This window comes from Pseudomonas sp. TNT3 (genome assembly GCF_010095445.2).
GTDB lineage: Bacteria > Pseudomonadota > Gammaproteobacteria > Pseudomonadales > Pseudomonadaceae > Aquipseudomonas.
Genome location: NZ_WFGV02000020.1, coordinates 58125 through 77944, shown reverse-complemented (window position 1 = coordinate 77944; position 19820 = coordinate 58125). Strand labels below are relative to the sequence as shown.

Genomic DNA, 19820 nt, shown 5'->3' with positions numbered 1-19820 from the left:
TTTATACTCCCGCGCCCGTTTTGCTCTTGAGGACTTATCTCGTGTCCAACATCGTTGCCGATCATCTCGTTTTGCTAGACCACTTGCGCAGCATCCTGGTCGCCGTGGGTGAGGCCGAGCAGGTACCCGAAGAAAGCCATGCCTTGTTCCTTGAGCGTTTCGACGAACTGCGAGCATTGCTGCCCGTCGATCCGATCGAAAGCCAGTACCTGGGCCAGGACATCCTCTGCCAGGTCATCACCCGTTATCCGCAGATCGCCCACCTGGTCCCGCGCGACCTGCTGTGGTACTTCGCCGGCGACTGCCTGCACTACATGCCCGATGATGAAATCGCCTTGTACCAGGCGCTGGAAGAACGTCGCTTCGAAGCCGAACAGAATGACGAACCGTTCGACTGGAATCAGGAAAAGCAGTTGTTGGCGATGTCGAACGACGACAGCAAACACTGATCTACGCTCAGAATACAAAAGGCCCGCATGGTTGAACCTGCGGGCCTTTTTTTGGGCTAAATGGCGCAGTGCCTGGTCGGACGCCATCGCAGCAGGCTCACTCCCACATTTAATCGGCGATAAACACAAGATTTGCGTCGGATGCGGATCCCTGTGGGAGTGAGCCTGCTCGCGATGGGGCCCCTCAAAGCAACCCGTCACTCTCGGGCAACTCATACGCCGCAAGTCCAGTGGCCTTTCCCGGCTTGCCCAGGGTCGGCTCTTTCTCCAGGCACTCCACCAGATAGTCGATAAACACCCGCAACTTCGGCGGCATGTAGCGCGTGGGCGAATGCAGCAGCCACGCGCCACCGTGGTAAGACGCCAGGAAGGTCCAGTCGGGCAGGACCTGCACGATCAGCCCCTGTTCCAGCGCATAACGCGCAGTAAAGTAAGGCAGGCTGCCAATCCCGATATGCTGCAACACCGCGCCCAAACGCACGCCAGTATGGTTGGCGGCGTAACGCCCACGCACACCCACCGTCACCGACTTGGTGCCCTTCTTGAATTTCCAGCGCGCATCGCTCGGGGTTTCTCCCAGATAGATGCAGCTGTGGTTAAGCAAGTCATGAGGATGAGTCGGCGTACCGTGTTCGGCCAGGTACTGCGGCGTCGCGCACAGCATGTGATCAATGGTCAGTAATTGACGGCCGACCAGCCCTGCGGGGGGGCGATCGGTAATCCGGATGGCCAGGTCGACGTTGTCGTCGATCAGATCCACCTGGCGGTCCTCGAGAAACAGCTCCACGTCCACCTTGGGATAACGGCGCAAAAACTCCGGCATGTGCGGATGAATCACGAAGCGGCCCACCGCCTTGGGCACGCTGACACGCACTAATCCTTCAGCTTCATCGGTGAACTGGCCGCTGATTTCCATGACCGACTTGGCGGCACTGACCATCTCCTGGCAACGCTTGAACACCTCCTCGCCTCCGTCACTCAAACGCAACTTGCGCGTCGTGCGTTGCAACAGGCGGGTAGCCAGCGCCTTCTCCAACCGCGAAATGCTGCGACTGACGGCCGAGGGCGACGATCCCAATTGGCGAGCCGCTTCCGAGAAGCTTCCGGTCTCGACGACCTTGACGAAAATCGCCATTTCACCGAGAAGCGGCAGGGGTAGATTTATGCTCACAGCGCAACAGTCCTTTGATGTTTGAACGGATTATCACGCAATTACCCGCTTCATATAATGAAAAACAGAATACTGACGGACATGGAATATGACGCTTCGCCTCTTTTTCCATAGTGATGACCTCAAAGCCAATGTAGAGGTCCTGGACTGCACCCCCCAAGAAAACGAATTCGCCGTGGTGCTCAGGGCCACGCTGTTTCACCCACAAGGAGGCGGACAACCCTTTGATACTGGCTGGATCGGCGAGAGCCAGGTTTTGCGCGTCGTACAGGACCCGGACCGGATCATCCATTTCGTTGATCGCCCCGTGAACCCCGGCATGACACAGATTCGGGTGGATGAGCAGCGCAGGCAATTCAATACCCGCATGCATTCCGCCGGCCATTTGATCGGTCACCTTGTCCAGTCCATGGGCTGGATGCCGATCAAGGCGCATCACTGGCCAGGTGAAGGACGCGTGCAATTCCGACCTGCCGAATCGGCACAGGAAATCGACGTTCAAACCGTCCAGCATGGCATCGAACAATGGATTGCCCATGACTTGCCGCGCCTGACATCGTTGCGCGAAGGCGCCCGCGAGATCGGTTTCGGCGAACTCCCCGCCTACGGGTGCGGCGGCACCCACGTACGCAGCCTGAAGGATCTGGGCCGCGTCACGATCGCCTCCGTCACGCAGAAAAAAGGGACGCTTTCAGTGCACTACAGCGTGGACTGAAGCTCAGCATGATCGCCTGGAGCCCGTTCATCCCGGGCTCCCTGGACTCCCCGACAGATGGACCCAAGACATGATGCCAGACGTCGAGTGTCTGGATGAGACGTGCATAAAAAACTGGCCAACGCCTACCGCGGTATCGCCTCGCCCCTTATCTTCTGGAGTTGAAAATGCTGTCGAATTACCTGGGCGAGTTTCTTGCGCTGGCAACTATTCACTTTCTGGCGGTGGTCGCTCCCGGACCGGATTTTGCGGTCACCATCCGCCAGAGCGTGCGCTTTGGCCGACTCGTCGGGATCTGCACGGCGCTCGGTATAGGTGCGGGCATTTCGGTCCATGTGCTCTATACCTTGCTCGGCGTCGGTGCATTGATGCACACAATCCCCTGGTTGCTGACAGTCGCCAAGGTCGTGGGCGGGGCTTACATCTTGTACCTCGGTATCAGCCTCGTTCGCAGCAAACCCAAAACCCTGCTGGAGGGTGAAAAGACTGCAGACGAACCCGCGATCGAACAATCGCTGCTGAAAGCCTTCACCACAGGCTTCCTGACCAACGCCACCAACCCCAAGGCCACGCTGTTTTTCCTGGCGATATTTACCACGCTCATCAGTGCCACCACACCGTTGAGCGTTCAGGCGCTTTACGGCGTCTGGATGTGCTTCGTCAACGCTCTCTGGTTTGTCATCGTCGCGCTGTTCTTTTCGAGCAACCGGGTGCGCTTGCTGTTCATGCGAATGGGGCATTGGTTCGAGCGCACGATGGGGGTGATTTTGATTTTGTTTGCGGGGCGATTGATTCTGTCGATGTAAAAATTTTTCAGCAGCGCGTGAAGAAATGCGAGGTTTTTGAACATCCGAAATTGGGGGCTCGATGCCTCGGACAAGGCCCGACAATGTTGATCTCGGGCCTATTCGTTTCAGTTCACCACCACTGGCGACCGCCGACTGCTATGAATAAAGCGCCAGCCCATCAATACCGTTGCCAACGTGAGGGCTACAATCAATCCTGACCAGACACCTTCAGGCCCCCACCCCAATCCAAACGCCAGCCCCGCCCCCAGCGGCACGCCGACGCCCCAGTAACAGAAAATCGCCAACCACATCGGCACTTTCGTGTCCTGTAATCCGCGCAACGCCCCTGCTGAAAGCATCTGTAACCCATCTGGAAACTGCAATGCAGCGGTGTACAGCAAAAGCGTCGATGCCAGCGCAGTCACAGCGACGTCCCGACTGTAGAGATTTGCGATGGCTTCATGCCCGAACAACAGGACCAGGACCGAGACGGATTGTGCCAGCAAGACGATGACGCAACCCGCCCAGGCCGCCTGCCTGACGCCCTTGGCATCTCCACGTCCCAGCGCATGGCCGACCCTGACCGTCGTCGCTTCCGCCACAGCCACCGGAATCATGAAACACAATTGGGCCAGGTTGACCGCAATCTGATGCGCCGACAGATAGATTGAACCCAGCCGCCCGATCAGTAATGAAGTTACGATAAAGAGGCTGCCCTGCATCAATATGGCGATGCCTATGGGCATCCCCGTTCTGAGCAGATTGAGGATTTGTACGCGGCAGGGAAGATCGAAGCGGGCAAACAGCTGCAAGTGCGCAAGACGTTTGCTGCGCCACAGGTAGAGTGCGAAAACGAGCGCTTGCAACCACATCATGGTGGCCGAAGCGATTCCCAGGCCTTGGGCGCCGAGATTGGGGAAACCCAACTTGCCGTTGGCCAGGATGTAGCCCAAGGGCGCCAGCACCAGCAGCCCACCAAAACCGAACAGCATGGTCGGCCGCATCCAGTGCATCCCCTCGCACAGATAGCGCATGCAAAAAAACAGGGTCAACGCCGGACTCCCCCAGCGCACCGCATACAAAAACGCCTGCGCTCCCGGAATCATTTCCTCTGCGATGCCGGCAGGCGAGAGCAACGTGGGGGCCAGACTGAGGAAGCCGAACATCAGGAGGCCCATGAAAAGTGCCAACCACAACGCTTGCCGAAATATCAGCCCTATTTCCTCCTGACGATTTGCACCACGTAGACGTGCCACGGTGGCCGTCAGCGCTATCAAGGTGCCGATCGGCACAAGCATCGGCAGCCATAACAACGCCGTTCCCAGCGTGACTGCCGCCAGCGTGTCCGTACCGTGATGGCCAGCAATCAGGTTGTCCACAAGCGCTATCAGGCCGGCGCAAACATGGCCCACGACGAGAGGCAGGGCCAAGATTGCCGTTGCCCGGACCTCCGGGAACGAAACTGAAGACAGAAACTTCATTGGCATCACAGGAACGACCTCCTAGCAAACTCGCCACAACGGCTGGTGGGCTGATCGTTATGCCAGAACTTCCAGAATCGTGATGTCAGACGCTTCCGATTTTCACTTTTTCGCTGTAGGAATTGTCGAACAGGAAGGAAGAAGACAAAAAACGCGCAAACAAAAACGCCGCTCATTTCTGAACGGCGTTTTTGTTAAATATGGAGCGGGAAACGAGACTCGAACTCGCGACCCCGACCTTGGCAAGGTCGTGCTCTACCAACTGAGCTATTCCCGCAAATGGCGTCCCCTAGGGGACTCGAACCCCTGTTACCGCCGTGAAAGGGCGGTGTCCTAGGCCACTAGACGAAGGGGACACGCTGCCCGGAACACATGGTGTGTGTTTCGGTGCCCAGATCCGCATCCTGAGACTTGGTTCTGGTTTCACTCAGCCCTGCCCGAAAGCAACGCTGTTTAAAATTGGAGCGGGAAACGAGACTCGAACTCGCGACCCCGACCTTGGCAAGGTCGTGCTCTACCAACTGAGCTATTCCCGCATATGGCGTCCCCTAGGGGACTCGAACCCCTGTTACCGCCGTGAAAGGGCGGTGTCCTAGGCCACTAGACGAAGGGGACACACGTACAACATTCACTCCCTACCGCGTTTCGCTGTGTGCTTTACGCTGTAAGTGGCGCGCATTCTATGGATGGATTGAGGGGTCGTCAACCCCCTGATATAAATTTATTTAAATCAATGACTTCGCCCAGCTTTGAGGCGCCAATCCAGGGTTTCCGCCGTCCGGTCTCTGGCGCCTATATTCTGACTCGCATCAAGGCGTTATAGTCGAGTCACGTTCCAGGTGATGGCAAGGTGACTCCATCCGCGCAACGCTTATATATGTACGCAGACGGCCGATATAAGCAGAACACTGTCCGATTCATCCGGTCGTACAGCGCTATGCGGTCCAATGCCAAGCCACTACACTCGATCGCGAATCCCATAAAGAGGTCTTACCGTTGACGCCACTCATGATCACCCTGCTCGTCGTTGGCGGGATCGCACTGTTGATCGCCATTGGCTACATGAACAATGTGGTGGAAAACAACAAGCTGGAAAAGGCCCGCACCAAGGTTGAGCTCAACGATCGCCTGCGTCGCTGCGGCGAAATCACCGAGACATTCCCCGGCCAGCTGATGACACCGGCGCTCAAGCTGCTGTTGACCCGACTGGAACTGAATGTCTGTCAGCGCCTGCTCAACCTGGAAAAATCCAATGCCGGCCTCAAGACGCGGATTGCCGAGCTGACGACCCTTGTCGCCCAGGGCGAATCAATCCCGGTCAACAATCCGCCAGCACCGATCCAGACCGAAGCGAAAGCCAAAGATGTACGGTTCCTGCTCGAAGCCCTTCACGGTCAGATCACCCGCGCCTCCCAGGACGGTTTTTTGCCGACCAATGAAGCCAAACGCTGGATCCGTGAAGTTCGCCACATCCTGGTCCTGTTGCACATCGAGTTCTTCAACAACCTTGGCCAGCACTCCCTGCAACAGAATCAGCCGGGGCAGGCCCGCCTGGCGTTCGAACGCGGCGTGCAGTACTTGCGTAAACAGCAGGATCCGCAGGTGTATGCCGAGCAGCTTCAGTACCTGGAAAAGCTCCTGGCGCGCGCTAACGCACAGGTGATGGACAAAACCGCACCGGCTGAGGACGAAGTGAATCAGTTGACTGAAGGCCTCAAGGATGTCGAGGCGGATGCGGACTGGAAGAAGAAAGTGATCTACGACTGATGCCACGCAAAACAAAAAGCCACCGGATCAGGTGGCTTTTTTGTTTCGACGCGAACCTGTCACCCAGCGGATATCACAGCCTGAAGTGCCCCACCATTCCCTTCAATTCAACGCCCAACTGCGCCAGCTCAATACTCGACGCCGCATTCCCCTGCATCGCCAGGGAAGACTGATCAGCACTGGCGCGGATGCTCGTCACACTGCGATTGATCTCTTCGGCCACTGAACTCTGCTCCTCGGCCGCTGCCGCGATCTGCTGGTTCATCTGCTGGATCAACGACACCGCTGCCGCAATGCTGCCCAGCGCGCTCTCGGTCTGCAGCGCATCACTGACCGCCAGCTTCACCAGCTCGCCACTGCTTTGAATCTGTTGCACCGACGCCTGAGCCGCTGAACGCAAGGCACTGACCAGACGCTCGATTTCCTCGGTGGATTGCTGGGTGCGCTTGGCCAGCGCCCTGACTTCATCGGCAACGACCGCAAAGCCCCTGCCCTGCTCTCCCGCCCGGGCCGCCTCGATGGCCGCATTCAGGGCCAGCAAATTGGTTTGCTCAGCCACGCTTTTGATCACGCTGAGCACCGTACCGATGTTCTGGATCTCTGCGCTCAAGCTTTCAATACTTGAGCTGGCTGCGGTGGCGGAGTCCGCCAACTGCTCGATCCGCACCATGCTCTGACGCACCACCTGTTGACCGCTTTCAACCTTGCCATCAGCTGTCTGCGCCGCTTGGGCAGCCTCCTCCGCATTACGCGCGACATCGTGCACGGTAGCGGTCATCTGATTCATTGCCGTTGCGACCTGATCGGTTTCTTCCTTTTGGCTGCTGACTTCAAGGTTGGTCTGTTCAGTCCCCGCCGACAGCGACTGCGCCGAACTGGCCAACTGTTCAATGCCAGCCTGCAAGCCACTGACGATGCTGCTCAGGCCCGCACCCATTTGCTGCATGGCCTGCATCAACTGACCGATCTCGTCACGCCGCGTCACCTCGACCGTCGCACTCAGATCACCCGCCGCGATTTGCCGAGCGACAAGGATCACACTGCGCAACGGCGACACGATCAGACGGGTGATCACCCACGCCGCAATCAACCCGACCAGTAATGCCAAAGCGGACGACCCGATGATCAGCAGCGAATTCTTTTTCAGTTCCGTCTGCATCGACTGATCTTCAGCGACATAAGCCTGATCCACCCGCTCCACGACCTCAGCCGCACGTTGGTGCAACTGCCCATACACCGTCTTTTCCTGAGCCAGCAGCCCCGTGTACTCGGCGAGCTTTTCACTGAAACCGCCGATGTGACCGGTCACTTCATTGAGTACGGTCTGATAGCCCTCATCCTTGACCGTGGCCTTAAGCTGTTCGGCCTGGACCAACGCCTGGTCGGCCTGTTCGATCTTGCCCTGACCGGCGCTGTCATCGCCCTTGCGGCTAAGGTCCAGGCGCACTCGCGCCTCGTTCATGGCCTGCAACATCAAACGGGATACCTGACTGACCTGATTGGCTTGCTCGATAAACTGCGCGCCGTCCTTGCCCTCGGTTTCTTTCAATGTGTAAGCACCGTCATCAGCCAGGCCCGCTTGCAGCACATCGAGATTGTTCGCCACGCTAGACACCGACCAACTGGCCATTTCCAATGACAGGTCCTTGGCCTGGCTGAGCGAGACGAACTCGTCAAAGGCTTTGCGATAAGCCCCCAGGGACTGCTCCACGTCGTTCATCACCGGAATATTGTTTGCAGACTCGGACTTGAGCTGCGTCGCCAACGCAACCAAGGCGTCCACACCTTCGCGCAGCGCATCGGCGGTTTTCGGATTGGCGTGCAAGGCAAAATCCTGCTCGAGCAGCCGTACCTTGAGCAAGCCGCTGTTGAGTGTCGACATCTGCTTGAGGCCTTCGAAGCGCTGGCTGATGGTCTGCAGGGACCACACACCGATCGCCGCAACCAACGCGGTCAATACCAGCACCAAGGCAAACCCGATACCCAGTTTTTTCGCCATACCGAGGTTGGCAAAACGTCCTTGCGCGGCCGAAATCATTGCACTGAGTCCCCTGACATAGTCGATTGACGCAGATTCGCAACGGGCCAGGATCCGCACAAGTCTCTGGCGTCGGAATAATGGCAAAAAGCTACAGGCTCGTCGTTTTCAGAACGTTTGAGGTCGATTCGGGTTGGTAGCCTTAAGAAAAATTTCAGGCGAGCACAATATTGTGGCGAGGGGATTTATCGCCGCTGGGCTGCGAAGCAGCCCCAAAATCTACAACCGTGGTGCATCAGATACACCGCGTCGCGGGTTTTACGACTGCTGCGCAGCCGGACGGGGTGGTGCGGCATTCCGATAAATCCCCTCGCCACAGAATCCTGCCCGCCTGAAGATCGTCCAAGTGAACAGCTTTACGCACGGGCGCGGTTTTTTCATACGTGAAAGGTCTTTTTTAAAATGCCGTAACCCCACCGTCCACGGCCAACGAATGCCCCGTGGTAAACGCTGCACCATCGCTGCACAAGTACAGCACTGCACTGGCGATTTCCTCGACTTTACCGATGCGGCCGACCGGGTGCATGGCGTTAGCAAACTCGGCCTTCTTCGGATCCGCTTCATAGGCGCGACGGAACATGTCAGTGTCAATGACAGCAGGACACACCGCGTTCACACGGATTTTTTTCTTGGCGTATTCGATGGCTGCCGACTTCGTCAGGCCGATCACCGCGTGTTTCGATGCCGCGTAGATACTCATCTTCGGCGCCGCTCCAAGACCTGCTACCGAAGCTGTGTTGACGATAGCCCCACCGCCCTGAGCCAGCAGCAACGGCAATTGGTACTTCATGCACAGCCAGACGCCCTTGACGTTGACGCCCATGATCGCGTCGAACTCGTCTACGGTGCCTTCAGCCAATTTGCCTTTCTCGATCTCGATCCCGGCGTTGTTGAAGGCGTAGTCGAGACGGCCGTAGGTGGTGATCACCTCGTCCATCAGATTCTTTACATCGCTTTCCACGGTGACGTTACAGCGCACAAAGGTCGCATCACCGCCTGCCGTACGAATGAGCGCCACCGTGCCTTCTCCGCCCGCCGTGTCCAGGTCAGCCACCACCACCTTCAAGCCTTCTGCGGCAAACGCCTGGGCAGTCGCGCGGCCGATACCATTGGCAGCACCGGTCACAACGGCGACCTTGCCAGAAAACGTCATGCTCATTGTTATGTCCTCGAAGAGATGGATGCGGGAGATCGCGTGGGCCCAGTCTAGCCACAGGAGCTGACAGCACGGCAGCACTATCAAAAGGCCGGTTGGGCAACCATGAGTTGCAGTGATGGAACCATGCACTCAATTATCACTGCTCTGGATCGAAGTGCATTCGCCGCATCAGCCAAACTTGCGGGAGTCGCCGCGAAGGTCTATCAACAAGGCTTCATTCATCTTGAGTGCCTGTCATGACTACCCAGACCAATCGCCAGTTCCTGCTCGCCAAACGTCCGGTGGGCCCGGCGACCCGCGAGACCTTCACCTTTCAGGAAGTACCGGTCGGCGAACCGGCTGCGGGTCAGATCCTGGTCAAGAACGAATACCTGTCCCTGGACCCGGCGATGCGTGGCTGGATGAACGAGGGCAAGTCCTACATCCCGCCAGTCGGTATCGGCGAAGTGATGCGCGCATTGGGCGTGGGAAAGGTCATAGCGTCGAACAATCCAGGCTTTGCTGTCGGTGACTACGTCAATGGCGCCCTGGGTGTGCAGGACTACTACCTGGGCGAACCTCGCGGTTTCTACAAGGTTGATCCAAAACTGGCCCCCCTGCCGCGCTATTTGTCAGCACTGGGAATGACCGGCATGACGGCCTACTTTGCCTTGCTCGATGTAGGCGCCCCGAAGGAAGGCGACACCGTGGTGCTGTCCGGTGCTGCCGGCGCAGTGGGGAGCATTGCCGGGCAGATCGCCAAGATCAAGGGTTGCCGGGTGGTCGGGATCGCGGGCGGTGCCGACAAGTGCAAGTTCCTGATCGAGGAACTGGGTTTTGACGGAGCCATCGACTACAAAAGCGAAGACGTTCAAGCCGGCCTCAAGCGCGAGTGCCCCAAAGGCGTCGACGTGTATTTCGACAACGTCGGTGGCGACATCCTTGACGCGGTTTTGAGCCGCCTGAACATGAAGGCACGGGTGGTTATTTGCGGCGCCATCAGCCAGTACAACAACAAGGAGGCCGTGAAAGGCCCAGCCAACTATCTGTCGTTACTGGTCAACCGCGCGCGGATGGAAGGCTTTGTGGTGATGGACTACGCCGCACAGTTCGCCGCTGCCGGGCAGGAAATGGCCGGCTGGATGGCCAAGGGGCAACTCAAGAGCAAGGAAGACATTGTCGAAGGACTGGAGACGTTCCCGGAGACGCTGATGAAGTTGTTCAGCGGGGAGAATTTCGGGAAGTTGGTGTTGAAGGTCTAATTAAACAAGATCAAAAGATCGCAGCCTGCAGCAGCTCCTACACGGGATCGGGTACACCCTGTAGGCGTTGTCGCAGCCTGCGATTTTTTTAAGCCAGTTCGGCAACCACTGCTGCCAATGCCTTGGCCGGATCTGCGGCCTGGCTGATCGGGCGGCCGATCACCAGGTAATCGGAACCGGCATCCAGTGCCTGACGCGGTGTCAGGATGCGGCGTTGATCATCCTGGGCGCTGCCCGCCGGACGAATCCCCGGGGTGACCAATTGCAGTGACGGGTGCGCCGATTTCAGTGCCTGGGCTTCCAGTGCCGAGCACACCAGACCGTCCATCCCGGCTTTCTCTGCCAGTGCGGCCAGGCGCAGTACCTGTTCCTGTGGCTCGATGTCCAGGCCGATGCCCGCCAGATCCTCACGCTCCATGCTGGTGAGCACGGTCACGCCGATCAACAGCGGCTTGGAGCCGGTGCGCTGATCGAGCACTTCACGGCAGGCAGCCATCATGCGCAGGCCGCCGGAGCAATGCACGTTGACCATCCAGACGCCCATTTCCGCAGCAGCCTTGACCGCCATGGCCGTGGTGTTCGGAATGTCGTGAAACTTGAGGTCCAGGAACACTTCGAACCCCTTGTCACGCAGGGTGCCGACAATTTCTGCCGCGCAGCTGGTGAACAGTTCCTTGCCAACTTTGACCCGGCACAGTTTCGGGTCCAACTGGTCGGCCAGCTTCAGTGCGGCGTCACGGGTGGGGAAATCCAGGGCGACGATGATAGGAGTCTGGCAGACGGACATGTGCGGGCTCTCAGGCAGGACGAAATCGGCGCGCATTGTAGCGGAACCAACGGCGCTGCGGGACCCGATGATCGGTAAATTGTCCCGAAGACTCTGGCAAGACTAGTCGGTCCACCCATTGTGTCGAGTTCGATACACAGCCGACATGCCCCCAACATCCTTGATCGTTACCCTCAGCCACCGCAACCGACCCTTCCAGCACTTCCCGCCTCCGGGCCGGGCGCCTATGCTGAAGCCACAATCTCGCCGCCATTGGCAGCCTCCCTGGCAGATGAACGCACGCATGCACATTTCTCCAATACCACTGAACGATGAGCAAAAAGTGACTGGCGATGGCAAACGCTGGAACATTCGCGCGCTGATCGTCGACGATGACGTCCCGATCCGCGAACTGATGATCGACTACCTGGCCCGGTTCAACATTCACGCCAGCGGTGTCACCGATGGCGACGCGATGCGTCTGGCCCTGCAGGCTGAGTACTTCGATGTGGTGGTGCTCGATCTGATGCTGCCCGGTGAGGACGGTTTGTCGCTGTGCCGCTGGCTGCGTGCCGAATCGGACATTCCCATCCTGATGCTGACCGCCCGCTGCGAGCCCACCGACCGCATCATCGGCCTCGAGCTCGGCGCCGATGACTACATGGCCAAGCCGTTCGAACCGCGAGAACTGGTAGCGCGGATTCAAACCATTCTTCGCCGGGTCCGCGATGATCGCACCGAACAGCGTGCGAACATTCGCTTCGACAACTGGCGCCTGAACAGTGTCCTGCGCCAGTTGGTAGCCGCCGATGGCCTGGTGGTTCCGCTATCGAATGCTGAATTCCGCTTGCTCTGGGTGTTCATCGAACGTCCGCGCCGTGTACTCAGTCGCGAACAACTGCTGGACGCTGCGCGCGGCCGTTCGATCGAGGCGTTCGATCGCAGCATTGATCTGCTGGTATCCCGTCTGCGCCAAAAACTGGGGGATGACCCCAAGGCCCCGCAATTGATCAAAACCGTTCGTGGTGAGGGTTACCTCTTCGACGCACGAGACATCGGCTGATGCGAGCCCGCTTCGACACACTCTTCGGCCGTCTGTTTGGCGTGTTGTTGCTGGCCATTGTCCTTGCTCACCTGTTAGCGTTTGCCTGGTTTCACCATTACGGCCCCCCACCTCCTCCGCCACCAGCGTTTTCCGAGGGGATGAACAAGCCACCACCACGACCGTGGTTTGGTGGGCCTTTGGTGCCCCTGACCTTTCAGTTCATCTCGCTGATCATTGCCGCCTGGTACGGCGCCAAGCTGCTGAGCCAACCTATCCGGCGTCTGAGCGAGGCCGCCGAGCGCTTGAGCGAAAACCTCGACAGCCAGCCACTGGACGAGTCCGGCCCCCGGGAAGCACGGCAGGCTGCTTATACCTTCAATCTCATGCAAAAACGGATCATCGAACAGGTTCATCAACGTTCGAGAATGCTTGGGGCGGTGTCCCATGACCTGCGCACGCCGCTGTCCCGGCTCAAGCTGCGTTTGGAACAGATTGTCGATGAGAAGCTGCAGGGGCAAATGCGTCAGGACCTGGACGACATGATCAGCATGCTCGACGCCACCCTGACTTACTTGCACGAACAACGCACCAGCGAGGCGCCTCAATGGATGGATGTGCAGGCGTTGGTCGAGTCCCTGAGCGAAAATGCTCAGGATCAGGGCGCCGACGTTGAAGTCAGCGGCCACTGTGCTCCGCTGCAAGTGCAGCCGATGGCATTGCGCTCATGCATCAACAATCTGCTGGATAACGCCCTGCGCTATGCAGGGGCAGCGTTGATTAGCCTTGAAGACCATCGAGACCACGTGGTGATCCGGGTCGTCGACCACGGCCCCGGTATCGCGGCGGACAAGCGAGAAGCGGTGTTCGAGCCGTTTTTCCGTCTGGAAGGTTCGCGCAACCGCAATTCGGGGGGCGTCGGCCTGGGCATGACCATCGCCCGGGAAGCGGCCGAGCGACAGGCTGGTCAATTGAACCTGGAAGAAACTGTCGGTGGCGGTCTGACCGCAGTGATTCGTTTGCCCCGGACCTGAGCGTCAGGTCCGAAGACAAGACTCAGCGACGATCGTCTACGCGGGCGTGGCTCTTGCTCCAGTCAGTCAACAGGCTGTAAGCCACAGCGAGCAATGTCGGACCGATGAACAAGCCGATGAAGCCAAACGCAATCAGCCCGCCGAACACACCCAGCAGCACAATCACCAACGGCAGGTTCCCGCCTCGACTGATCAGGTAAGGCTTGAGCACGTTGTCCACACCGCTGATGACGAATGTGCCCCAGATCCCGAGGAAGACCGCCATGCCGTACTCACCCTTCCAGGCCAGCCACGCGGTCGCGGGTATCCACACAAGCGGTGGCCCCATGGGAATCAGACTCAACAGGAAGGTCACAATCCCGAGCACCAGGGCCCCGGGAACCCCGGCGATCAGGAACCCGGTCAGCGCCAGTACGGCTTGAGCCGCCGCCGTACCAATCACACCGTTCACCACGCGCTGAACCGTCCCCGCGACCAGTTCGATGTAATAACCGGCACGATCGCCGATCAATCGCTCAAGCAGACCATGAACGAACGCCGCCAATCGCGGACCGTCACGATAAAAGAAGAACACGAAGACAATACTCAAGGTCAGCTCGAGAATACCGCCGCCGATCTGCGCACTGCGCGCCAGCAACCAGTTGCCGACCTGACCCAGGTACGGCTTGACCGCCACCATCATGGCGGCGCCCTGCTCATCGATGCTGTTCCAGATCCCGACCAGACGCTCGCCAACCAACGGAATCGAACCCAGCCAGGTCGGCGCTTCCGGCAGGCCATCGACCTGTACATCCTTGATGAACGCCGTTGCATCACGCACATGATCAGCCAGGTTGAAGCCCAGCCACACCAGCGGTACTGCCACCAGCAACATCCAGCCAAGGGTCAGCAATGCCGCCGCCAGGGATTCGCGACCATTGAGCCAGCGGGTCAGCAAACGCATCAACGGCCAACTGGCAAAAGCCAGCACCGCGCCCCAGAACATTGCCGACCAAAACGGCGCCATCACCCATAAGCTCGCGCCAAACAGCACCAGGAGCAGGATCTGCACCAACAGCCGATCATTGTTGATCATGTACGTCTCGAAAAGTCAGTCAGGAAAGAGTCGGCGAACGCGCATTGCACGTTCGCCTGGTGCAGCTTATCGCAATAGCTCGATGTGCAGGCCAGAGCCTTCGACGCTACCGGTTTCCATCCGTGCCGCTCGCACACCCTGCCCCACCAATGCCTGACGCCAGGCTTCGGCATTTTTCCCGGAAATGCTGACTCGCAGGTTCGTGTCCAGGTTCAAGCCGCGAGACAGCAAACGCAGCCAGGTGTCGTCAGGCGCTTCCGTCAGTTTGGGGAAGTCCAGCGCGCCGGTGCTTTTAAGCTGACGAAGCAAGGTCGCCGAAGTCGGCAATACATCACCCAAGGGTGCCGCCGCGTCGAACTGTTCGACGTGCAGATAGGCTTTACGATTACCGCGAGTGATGCTGTAGAGCGCTACCAGCGTATTGTCCTGCGGTGCCGCCAGGCGCAACAGCAGGTACGCCTGCTGATCGTCGGCGCCATACAGCTTGGCATTGCCAAAGACTTCATTGGCCCACAGGCTGCTCTCACCGCAATCTCGTGCCTGGCACCAGAACAACAGCTCGGCGCCCTGTTTCTGCAAGGTTTCCCGTGCAGCGGTAAAAGCATCAGTAGAGGAATGTTCCGGTGGCAACTCGTAGGTCACCGAGGTGGTTTGCCCCCGGGCAGTGACCTGGCCATCGAAGCGCAATTGCCCGCTGATTTTGCGGATCGAACCCAACGGGTAGATCCGTTCAAGCTCCACTGTCGGGCGATAGTCGACAATCTGCGCATCGCCCATCCGGGGCAGGATAGGCAGGTCTTGACTGCCTGGAACATCAACAGCAAATAACAGAGGACTGAAACAGCACAGCGCTAGAAAACTGAAAGAACGCATAGAAAGGCTCATCGGATCAGCATGGCCTGGGCGCCTTTGAAGAAGCTGGCAGGGTAACGCGCAGACTTCTTTTCCTTTTTGTCGATATTCAAGGCGTGCGCCAAGCAGGGCATGCCGGGTTTCTCGAGCACGATAGAGACCTTGTGGCCTTTCGGGGTCGCAGCGGTGTAGAGATCTATCATGGTTGTCTCCCATTTCAACCCGCCCAGCCTCGACAGTTGCCCGGCGCAAGTCAAGGAACGGCGAAGAACCGATTGAAACAGTCTGCGACAAGATCGGCACCGGCCTCATCGTTCAGGTGCAAATGATGACCACCCGGCAGCTGTTCCCGGCTAAAGGGTAGACGCTCCAGGAGCTCGGTGTGTTTGGCGAGCATGCCGTCAGCAGCCACCACCAGCGTTGCCGGACACCTGACCCGCTGAACGAAGGCCATCGCCTGTTCCGGGCTCAGGCGCAACGGCGAAGGCAGCGTCAGTCGGCTATCGGTGCGCCAGGTGTAACCCCCCGGTACCGGCATCAGCCCTCGTTGAGCGAGCAACTCTGCGGCTTCCCGACTCACCGCCACCAGCCCTTTCATGCGGGCTTCTATGGCGCGGTCCAGGGTGTTGTAGACCGGCTTGCGTTTTTCCCGCAGGTCCAGCTGCGCCTGCAGGGCCATACCCATGCGCTCGGCGGCGTTTTCGCTTTTGTCTGTAGGAGGAATGAGGCCGTCGATCAACGCCAGGTGGGTGACGCGCTCAGGCAACGACCCTGCAATGATCACCGAAGCGATGGCGCCCATGGAATGACCCATCAACGCGAAACGCTTCAATCCCAACTGCTCGGCGACTTGCAGCACATCGTGGGCATAATCCCACATGGCATAACCCGCACCGGGTGGCCGATGACCGGAGTGGCCGTGGCCGGCCATGTCCAGCGCGATGATGCGCAAGCCTTTGAGCTTGGGCGCCAACCGCGCAAAGCTGTTGGCGTTGTCCAGCCAGCCGTGCAAGGCAATGACCGGCAATCCGTCTTCAGGACCGAACAGATGGGCCGCCAACTCGATGTGCGGCAGGCTCAGGCGTACTTCTTCGACGACATGACTCATGCGCAATCCTGCTGACGTCGACCTTCCCAGCGGCTGAACAGGTTTTTCAGCAGTGTGGCAGTGTCCTGAGGGCGTTCGAGGGGAAACATGTGGCCTCCGGGCATCGTCAGGGACTCGCCCAATGGCATGCGTCCGACAGCGCTGGCGTGATGGCGCATGACCACACGACTGCGGTGCCCGCGAACCACCGCCAGCGGCACTTTAAGTTGCCGGGCCAGCCCGGGACTGGTGTGCGGAACACCCCGGTAGATGCTGATTTCCGTCGCAGGGTCGAAACGCAGGCGCAGCGTGTCACCGACCCTGTGCAAACCATGCTGAAGGTACGCGTCCAGGCATTCCGGATCGAAGCTGCGAAAAAGAGTCTTGCCGGCAAAATAGCGACGCGCGCTGTCCAGATCGGTGAACTCTTCCCGGCGTCCCAAAGTGCGGCCGGCGGGTGTCAGGCGATCGATAAAGCCGAAACGCTTGGCAGCGCGAATTACCCATTGATCGGCGCGGGTCAGCACCGGCGAATCAAGCATGACGACCCCGCGATACAGCTCGGGACGACGCAATGCAGCGTGCAGATGAAGGACACCACCGAAGGAATGACCGACGCCCCACACGGGTTCCGCCTGCAACTCCAGATGGTGGATCAACTCATCCACCAGGTTGTACCAGTTATCGTCAGCGGGAAAACGCGGATCGTGGGCGTGCTGCTCCAGATGCGTCACCTGATACTCGGGCGCCAGGGCCGCGAACAATTTGCCGTAGGTCCCGGAAGGAAACCCGTTGGCGTGGGCGAAAAATATCTGTTGCGACATACCGGCAAATCCATGAGCGAGATCAGGCGTTGATTGTCCGTAAGACTGCGTTCTACAGCAATGACCGTATCTGCCAGCATCAGTGACAGTCCGGCCAGCCCCTGTGTAGCCACAGGTTCGCCCGCTGCTGCAGGGGGACGGTTAATAACTTAGCGCGCCGGCGGATTTTCGCCCAGCGGCACCACCGCCATGGTCAGCCGCGACACGCAACTCGCCTTGCCCTCATCACTGCTCAGGCGGATATCCCACACATGCGTGGTACGGCCGATGTGAATCGCCTTGGCCACGGCGGTCACTCGGCCGCTGCGCAATCCGCGCAAATGGTTCGCGTTGATCTCCAGGCCCACGCAGTAAAACTTGCTGGCGTCGATGCACAGGTAACTGGCCATCGATCCCACGCTTTCAGCCAGTACCACAGAAGCGCCGCCATGCAGCAATCCGTAGGGTTGGTGAGTACGGTGGTCGATGACCATGCTGGCGGTCAGGGACTCATCGTCGAACGCTTCAAAGCGAATATCCAGGACTTCGCCAATGGTGTTTTTCTGGATCGCGTTCAACTGTTCGATATTGGGAGTGGTACGCCACAAGCTCATTGCTGACATCCTTTGTTGGTTTTGTTCGTGAATCAATCCTGCCACAGCACGGTCTCGCTGCGCTCGCTCCATTCTTCAAACCGCGCACCGTACGCCGCTTCGATCACGTTGCGCTTGATCTTGAGGGTCGGCGTCAGAAAGCCGTTTTCCACCGCCCAGCTGTCCTTGACCACCACCAGCCTGCGCAGGCGTTCATGCTTATCGAGGGCGCCGTTGACCTCCTCCAGCAGCCTTTCCAGACTCGAATGCAGGCCGGCACGCGCGGTACTGCCCGCGTCCTGCTGGCCAACCGCGGACAGCACGCATAACCCCAGCGGCGCGGTCAGCCCGTCGCCCACCACGCACACCTGTTCGATCCGCGAATGCACCGCCAGGCGATTTTCGATCGGGGCCGGGGCCACGTATTTACCTTTGCTGGTCTTGAAGATTTCCTTGAGTCGCCCGGTCAGGCGCAGATTGCCTTCAGCATCCTCCTCACCTTTATCACCGGTGCGCAGGAAGCCATCCTCGGTGAGGGTGTCAGCGGTTTTTTCCGGTTCCTTGAAATAGCCCAGCATGGTGGCGCCGCTGCGAACCAGTACCTCACCCGAGGGTTCTATCCGCACCTCGACCTCCGGGCACGGCTTGCCGATCCAGCCGGGTTTGTTCTGACCGGGAAGGCAGATGTGCGAGTAGCCACAGCTTTCAGTCATACCGTAGACCTCCAGCACATCCAGCCCGAGTTTGCGGTACCACAGCAGCAAACTCTGGGGCACGGGCGCGGCGCCGGACAACGCGATACGCAATGCATCCAGCCCCAGCCCCGCGAGGACTTTATGCCCTACCCGCTTGCCGATGATTGGCAAGCCGAGCAAAAAATCGAGGCGCTTTGCCGGAATCTTGCTGTACACGCCCATCTGGAATTTGGTCCAGATTCGCGGCACGCCGAACAATGCAGTCGGTCGCGCGCGCTGCAGATCCGTCAGGAAGGTGTCGAGGCTTTCAGCAAAAAACACTGTTTGTCCGGTGTAGATAGACGCCATTTCGACGAACATCCGCTCGGCAACGTGGCACAGCGGCAGATAGGACAGCAGTCGATCTGCCTCGTTGAGTCCAAACAGCTGCGTGCCACGAGTGGCGGCGAACCCCAGATTGCCGAAGCTGTGCATGACGCCTTTAGGCATGCCCGTGGTGCCGGAGGTGTAGATGATGGTTGCCAGTTGATCGGCGGCAGGCTTGGGGTCGTCCTGGATCGGTGAGCTTGCCTGCAAGTCAGCCCAGCTGAAATCGAAGGTTCCAGGAGGATGCAGCGGCAGACTGATCGTCGGCAGATCCGATTGGATACCTCGGGACATGCCTGGCCAGTCATCGAGCTTGCCAATGAACGCCAGCACGGCTTCGGAGTGTTCCAGTACCTGTGCCACGGATTCAGCGGTCAGGTTGGGGTACAGCGGAACGGATACATGCCCGGCCATCCAGATCGCCAGGTCGGCAATGATCCAGTGCGCGCAGTTCTTCGAGATCAGCGCGATATGGCTGCCTTGGGGCAATTCCCGCGCCCGCAGCCAATGGGCGGCACAGCGGGCCTGATGGCCGACGTCGGCCCAGGTCAGTGTTTCGACCTGGCCTCCACCCACAGGCTGAACCAGAAAACGCTGGCGGGGATGACGGGCTTCACGCTCGTAGAAGACGTCCAGTGGCAATCGAATAGCGGCAGACATGCGACTCGCTCCTGTTTTTGTTCTGGAGCAAGCGTAGT

General features: G+C 59.0%; 18 protein-coding genes, 4 tRNA genes and 1 pseudogene. 7 read left to right on the top strand and 16 right to left on the bottom strand.

What is annotated here, in order from left to right; genetic code table 11:
- The first annotated feature begins 41 nt into the window (after positions 1-41).
- Positions 42-449 (top strand): PA2817 family protein, encoded by a 408-nt coding sequence (locus GBC55_RS14275; protein ID WP_162437989.1) that lies wholly within the window; start codon positions 42-44, stop codon positions 447-449.
- Between the two features lie 184 nt (positions 450-633).
- On the opposite strand, the gene GBC55_RS14270 is transcribed toward GBC55_RS14275, so the two are convergent.
- The gene (locus tag GBC55_RS14270) at positions 634-1620 is read right to left on the bottom strand and encodes a LysR family transcriptional regulator (RefSeq protein ID WP_162437988.1); all 987 of its coding nucleotides are present in this window, start codon (positions 1618-1620) and stop codon (positions 634-636) included.
- 88 nt (positions 1621-1708) lie between these two features.
- On the opposite strand from GBC55_RS14270, the gene GBC55_RS14265 reads away from it, so the two are divergent.
- Both GBC55_RS14265 and GBC55_RS14260 read left to right on the top strand, forming a co-directional pair.
- Positions 1709-2335, top strand: coding sequence for an alanyl-tRNA editing protein (locus GBC55_RS14265; protein ID WP_162437987.1), 627 nt, complete (start codon positions 1709-1711; stop codon positions 2333-2335).
- 167 nt (positions 2336-2502) lie between these two features.
- Positions 2503-3141 (top strand): LysE family transporter, encoded by a 639-nt coding sequence (locus tag GBC55_RS14260; RefSeq protein WP_162437986.1) that lies wholly within the window; start codon positions 2503-2505, stop codon positions 3139-3141.
- 107 nt (positions 3142-3248) lie between these two features.
- Here GBC55_RS14260 and GBC55_RS14255 read toward each other — a convergent pair whose 3' ends face one another.
- The 5 genes from GBC55_RS14255 to GBC55_RS14235 all read right to left on the bottom strand — a co-directional run bounded on the left by GBC55_RS14255 (position 3249) and on the right by GBC55_RS14235 (position 5219).
- A complete protein-coding gene (locus tag GBC55_RS14255) occupies positions 3249-4604 on the bottom strand; it encodes an MATE family efflux transporter (protein ID WP_218576857.1) in 1356 nt (451 codons plus the stop codon).
- 201 nt (positions 4605-4805) lie between these two features.
- Positions 4806-4881: transfer RNA gene (locus GBC55_RS14250), tRNA-Gly, on the bottom strand.
- A 3-nt stretch (positions 4882-4884) separates the two neighbouring features.
- Positions 4885-4960 (bottom strand) — tRNA-Glu (locus GBC55_RS14245).
- 104 nt (positions 4961-5064) lie between these two features.
- Positions 5065-5140: transfer RNA gene (locus tag GBC55_RS14240), tRNA-Gly, on the bottom strand.
- A gap of 3 nt (positions 5141-5143) precedes the next feature.
- Positions 5144-5219 (bottom strand) — tRNA-Glu (locus GBC55_RS14235).
- Positions 5220-5600: 381 nt separating this feature from the next.
- Here GBC55_RS14235 and GBC55_RS14230 point away from each other — a divergent pair.
- On the top strand, positions 5601-6371 hold the full coding sequence (locus GBC55_RS14230; RefSeq protein WP_162437984.1) for a hypothetical protein: 771 nt from the start codon (positions 5601-5603) through the stop codon (positions 6369-6371).
- A 73-nt stretch (positions 6372-6444) separates the two neighbouring features.
- Here GBC55_RS14230 and GBC55_RS14225 read toward each other — a convergent pair whose 3' ends face one another.
- Positions 6445-8409, bottom strand: a complete 1965-nt coding sequence (locus GBC55_RS14225; protein ID WP_162437983.1) for a methyl-accepting chemotaxis protein — start codon at positions 8407-8409, stop codon at positions 6445-6447.
- A gap of 397 nt (positions 8410-8806) precedes the next feature.
- Positions 8807-9568, bottom strand: a complete 762-nt coding sequence (locus GBC55_RS14220) for an SDR family oxidoreductase (protein WP_162437982.1) — start codon at positions 9566-9568, stop codon at positions 8807-8809.
- Positions 9569-9804: 236 nt separating this feature from the next.
- Between GBC55_RS14220 and GBC55_RS14215 the strand changes: the two genes are divergently transcribed.
- A complete protein-coding gene (locus GBC55_RS14215; RefSeq protein ID WP_162437981.1) occupies positions 9805-10809 on the top strand; it encodes an NADP-dependent oxidoreductase in 1005 nt (334 codons plus the stop codon).
- Between the two features lie 88 nt (positions 10810-10897).
- Here GBC55_RS14215 and pyrF read toward each other — a convergent pair whose 3' ends face one another.
- A complete protein-coding gene (gene pyrF, locus GBC55_RS14210; RefSeq protein WP_162437980.1) occupies positions 10898-11596 on the bottom strand; it encodes an orotidine-5'-phosphate decarboxylase in 699 nt (232 codons plus the stop codon).
- Positions 11597-11879: 283 nt separating this feature from the next.
- On the opposite strand from pyrF, the gene GBC55_RS14205 reads away from it, so the two are divergent.
- Positions 11880-12638 (top strand): response regulator transcription factor, encoded by a 759-nt coding sequence (locus tag GBC55_RS14205; protein ID WP_162437979.1) that lies wholly within the window; start codon positions 11880-11882, stop codon positions 12636-12638.
- On the top strand, positions 12638-13651 hold the full coding sequence (locus GBC55_RS14200; protein WP_162437978.1) for a HAMP domain-containing sensor histidine kinase: 1014 nt from the start codon (positions 12638-12640) through the stop codon (positions 13649-13651). Before GBC55_RS14205 ends, GBC55_RS14200 begins: the two co-directional genes overlap by 1 nt.
- 22 nt (positions 13652-13673) lie before the next feature.
- Here the strand turns inward: GBC55_RS14200 and GBC55_RS14195 are convergent, their stop codons facing one another.
- The 7 genes and pseudogenes from GBC55_RS14195 to GBC55_RS14165 all read right to left on the bottom strand — a co-directional run bounded on the left by GBC55_RS14195 (position 13674) and on the right by GBC55_RS14165 (position 19782).
- Positions 13674-14726 carry an AI-2E family transporter gene (locus GBC55_RS14195; RefSeq protein WP_162437977.1) on the bottom strand — a complete coding sequence of 351 codons (1053 nt, stop codon included), beginning with the start codon at positions 14724-14726 and terminating at the stop codon, positions 13674-13676.
- A gap of 66 nt (positions 14727-14792) precedes the next feature.
- Positions 14793-15599 carry a DUF4892 domain-containing protein gene (locus tag GBC55_RS14190; RefSeq protein WP_162437976.1) on the bottom strand — a complete coding sequence of 269 codons (807 nt, stop codon included), beginning with the start codon at positions 15597-15599 and terminating at the stop codon, positions 14793-14795.
- A gap of 62 nt (positions 15600-15661) precedes the next feature.
- Positions 15662-15781, bottom strand: a pseudogene (locus GBC55_RS14185) (glutathione S-transferase); the annotation flags it as partial.
- 50 nt (positions 15782-15831) lie between these two features.
- Positions 15832-16686, bottom strand: a complete 855-nt coding sequence (locus GBC55_RS14180; protein WP_162437975.1) for an alpha/beta hydrolase — start codon at positions 16684-16686, stop codon at positions 15832-15834.
- Positions 16683-17489 (bottom strand): alpha/beta hydrolase, encoded by an 807-nt coding sequence (locus tag GBC55_RS14175; protein ID WP_162437974.1) that lies wholly within the window; start codon positions 17487-17489, stop codon positions 16683-16685. Before GBC55_RS14175 ends, GBC55_RS14180 begins: the two co-directional genes overlap by 4 nt.
- 149 nt (positions 17490-17638) lie before the next feature.
- Positions 17639-18082 carry a hotdog fold thioesterase gene (locus GBC55_RS14170; protein WP_162437973.1) on the bottom strand — a complete coding sequence of 148 codons (444 nt, stop codon included), beginning with the start codon at positions 18080-18082 and terminating at the stop codon, positions 17639-17641.
- Between the two features lie 32 nt (positions 18083-18114).
- The gene (locus tag GBC55_RS14165) at positions 18115-19782 is read right to left on the bottom strand and encodes an AMP-binding protein (RefSeq protein ID WP_162437972.1); all 1668 of its coding nucleotides are present in this window, start codon (positions 19780-19782) and stop codon (positions 18115-18117) included.
- Between the last annotated feature and the right edge of the window lie 38 nt (positions 19783-19820).

What these genes read in the sequence shown, in the direction of transcription:
- GBC55_RS14265 (WP_162437987.1), top strand. Translation starts at nt 1,709, where the DNA reads ATGACGCTTCGCCTCTTTTTCCATAGTGATGACCTCAAAGCCAATGTA.
- GBC55_RS14260 (WP_162437986.1), top strand. Translation starts at nt 2,503, where the DNA reads ATGCTGTCGAATTACCTGGGCGAGTTTCTTGCGCTGGCAACTATTCAC.
- GBC55_RS14255 (WP_218576857.1), bottom strand. Translation starts at nt 4,604, where the DNA reads ATGAAGTTTCTGTCTTCAGTTTCGTTCCCGGAGGTCCGGGCAACGGCA.
- GBC55_RS14225 (WP_162437983.1), bottom strand. Translation starts at nt 8,409, where the DNA reads ATGATTTCGGCCGCGCAAGGACGTTTTGCCAACCTCGGTATGGCGAAA.
- GBC55_RS14220 (WP_162437982.1), bottom strand. Translation starts at nt 9,568, where the DNA reads ATGAGCATGACGTTTTCTGGCAAGGTCGCCGTTGTGACCGGTGCTGCC.
- GBC55_RS14215 (WP_162437981.1), top strand. Translation starts at nt 9,805, where the DNA reads ATGACTACCCAGACCAATCGCCAGTTCCTGCTCGCCAAACGTCCGGTG.
- pyrF (WP_162437980.1), bottom strand. Translation starts at nt 11,596, where the DNA reads ATGTCCGTCTGCCAGACTCCTATCATCGTCGCCCTGGATTTCCCCACC.
- GBC55_RS14205 (WP_162437979.1), top strand. Translation starts at nt 11,880, where the DNA reads ATGCACATTTCTCCAATACCACTGAACGATGAGCAAAAAGTGACTGGC.
- GBC55_RS14200 (WP_162437978.1), top strand. Translation starts at nt 12,638, where the DNA reads ATGCGAGCCCGCTTCGACACACTCTTCGGCCGTCTGTTTGGCGTGTTG.
- GBC55_RS14195 (WP_162437977.1), bottom strand. Translation starts at nt 14,726, where the DNA reads ATGATCAACAATGATCGGCTGTTGGTGCAGATCCTGCTCCTGGTGCTG.
- GBC55_RS14190 (WP_162437976.1), bottom strand. Translation starts at nt 15,599, where the DNA reads ATGCGTTCTTTCAGTTTTCTAGCGCTGTGCTGTTTCAGTCCTCTGTTA.
- GBC55_RS14180 (WP_162437975.1), bottom strand. Translation starts at nt 16,686, where the DNA reads ATGAGTCATGTCGTCGAAGAAGTACGCCTGAGCCTGCCGCACATCGAG.
- GBC55_RS14175 (WP_162437974.1), bottom strand. Translation starts at nt 17,489, where the DNA reads ATGTCGCAACAGATATTTTTCGCCCACGCCAACGGGTTTCCTTCCGGG.
- GBC55_RS14170 (WP_162437973.1), bottom strand. Translation starts at nt 18,082, where the DNA reads ATGAGCTTGTGGCGTACCACTCCCAATATCGAACAGTTGAACGCGATC.
- GBC55_RS14165 (WP_162437972.1), bottom strand. Translation starts at nt 19,782, where the DNA reads ATGTCTGCCGCTATTCGATTGCCACTGGACGTCTTCTACGAGCGTGAA.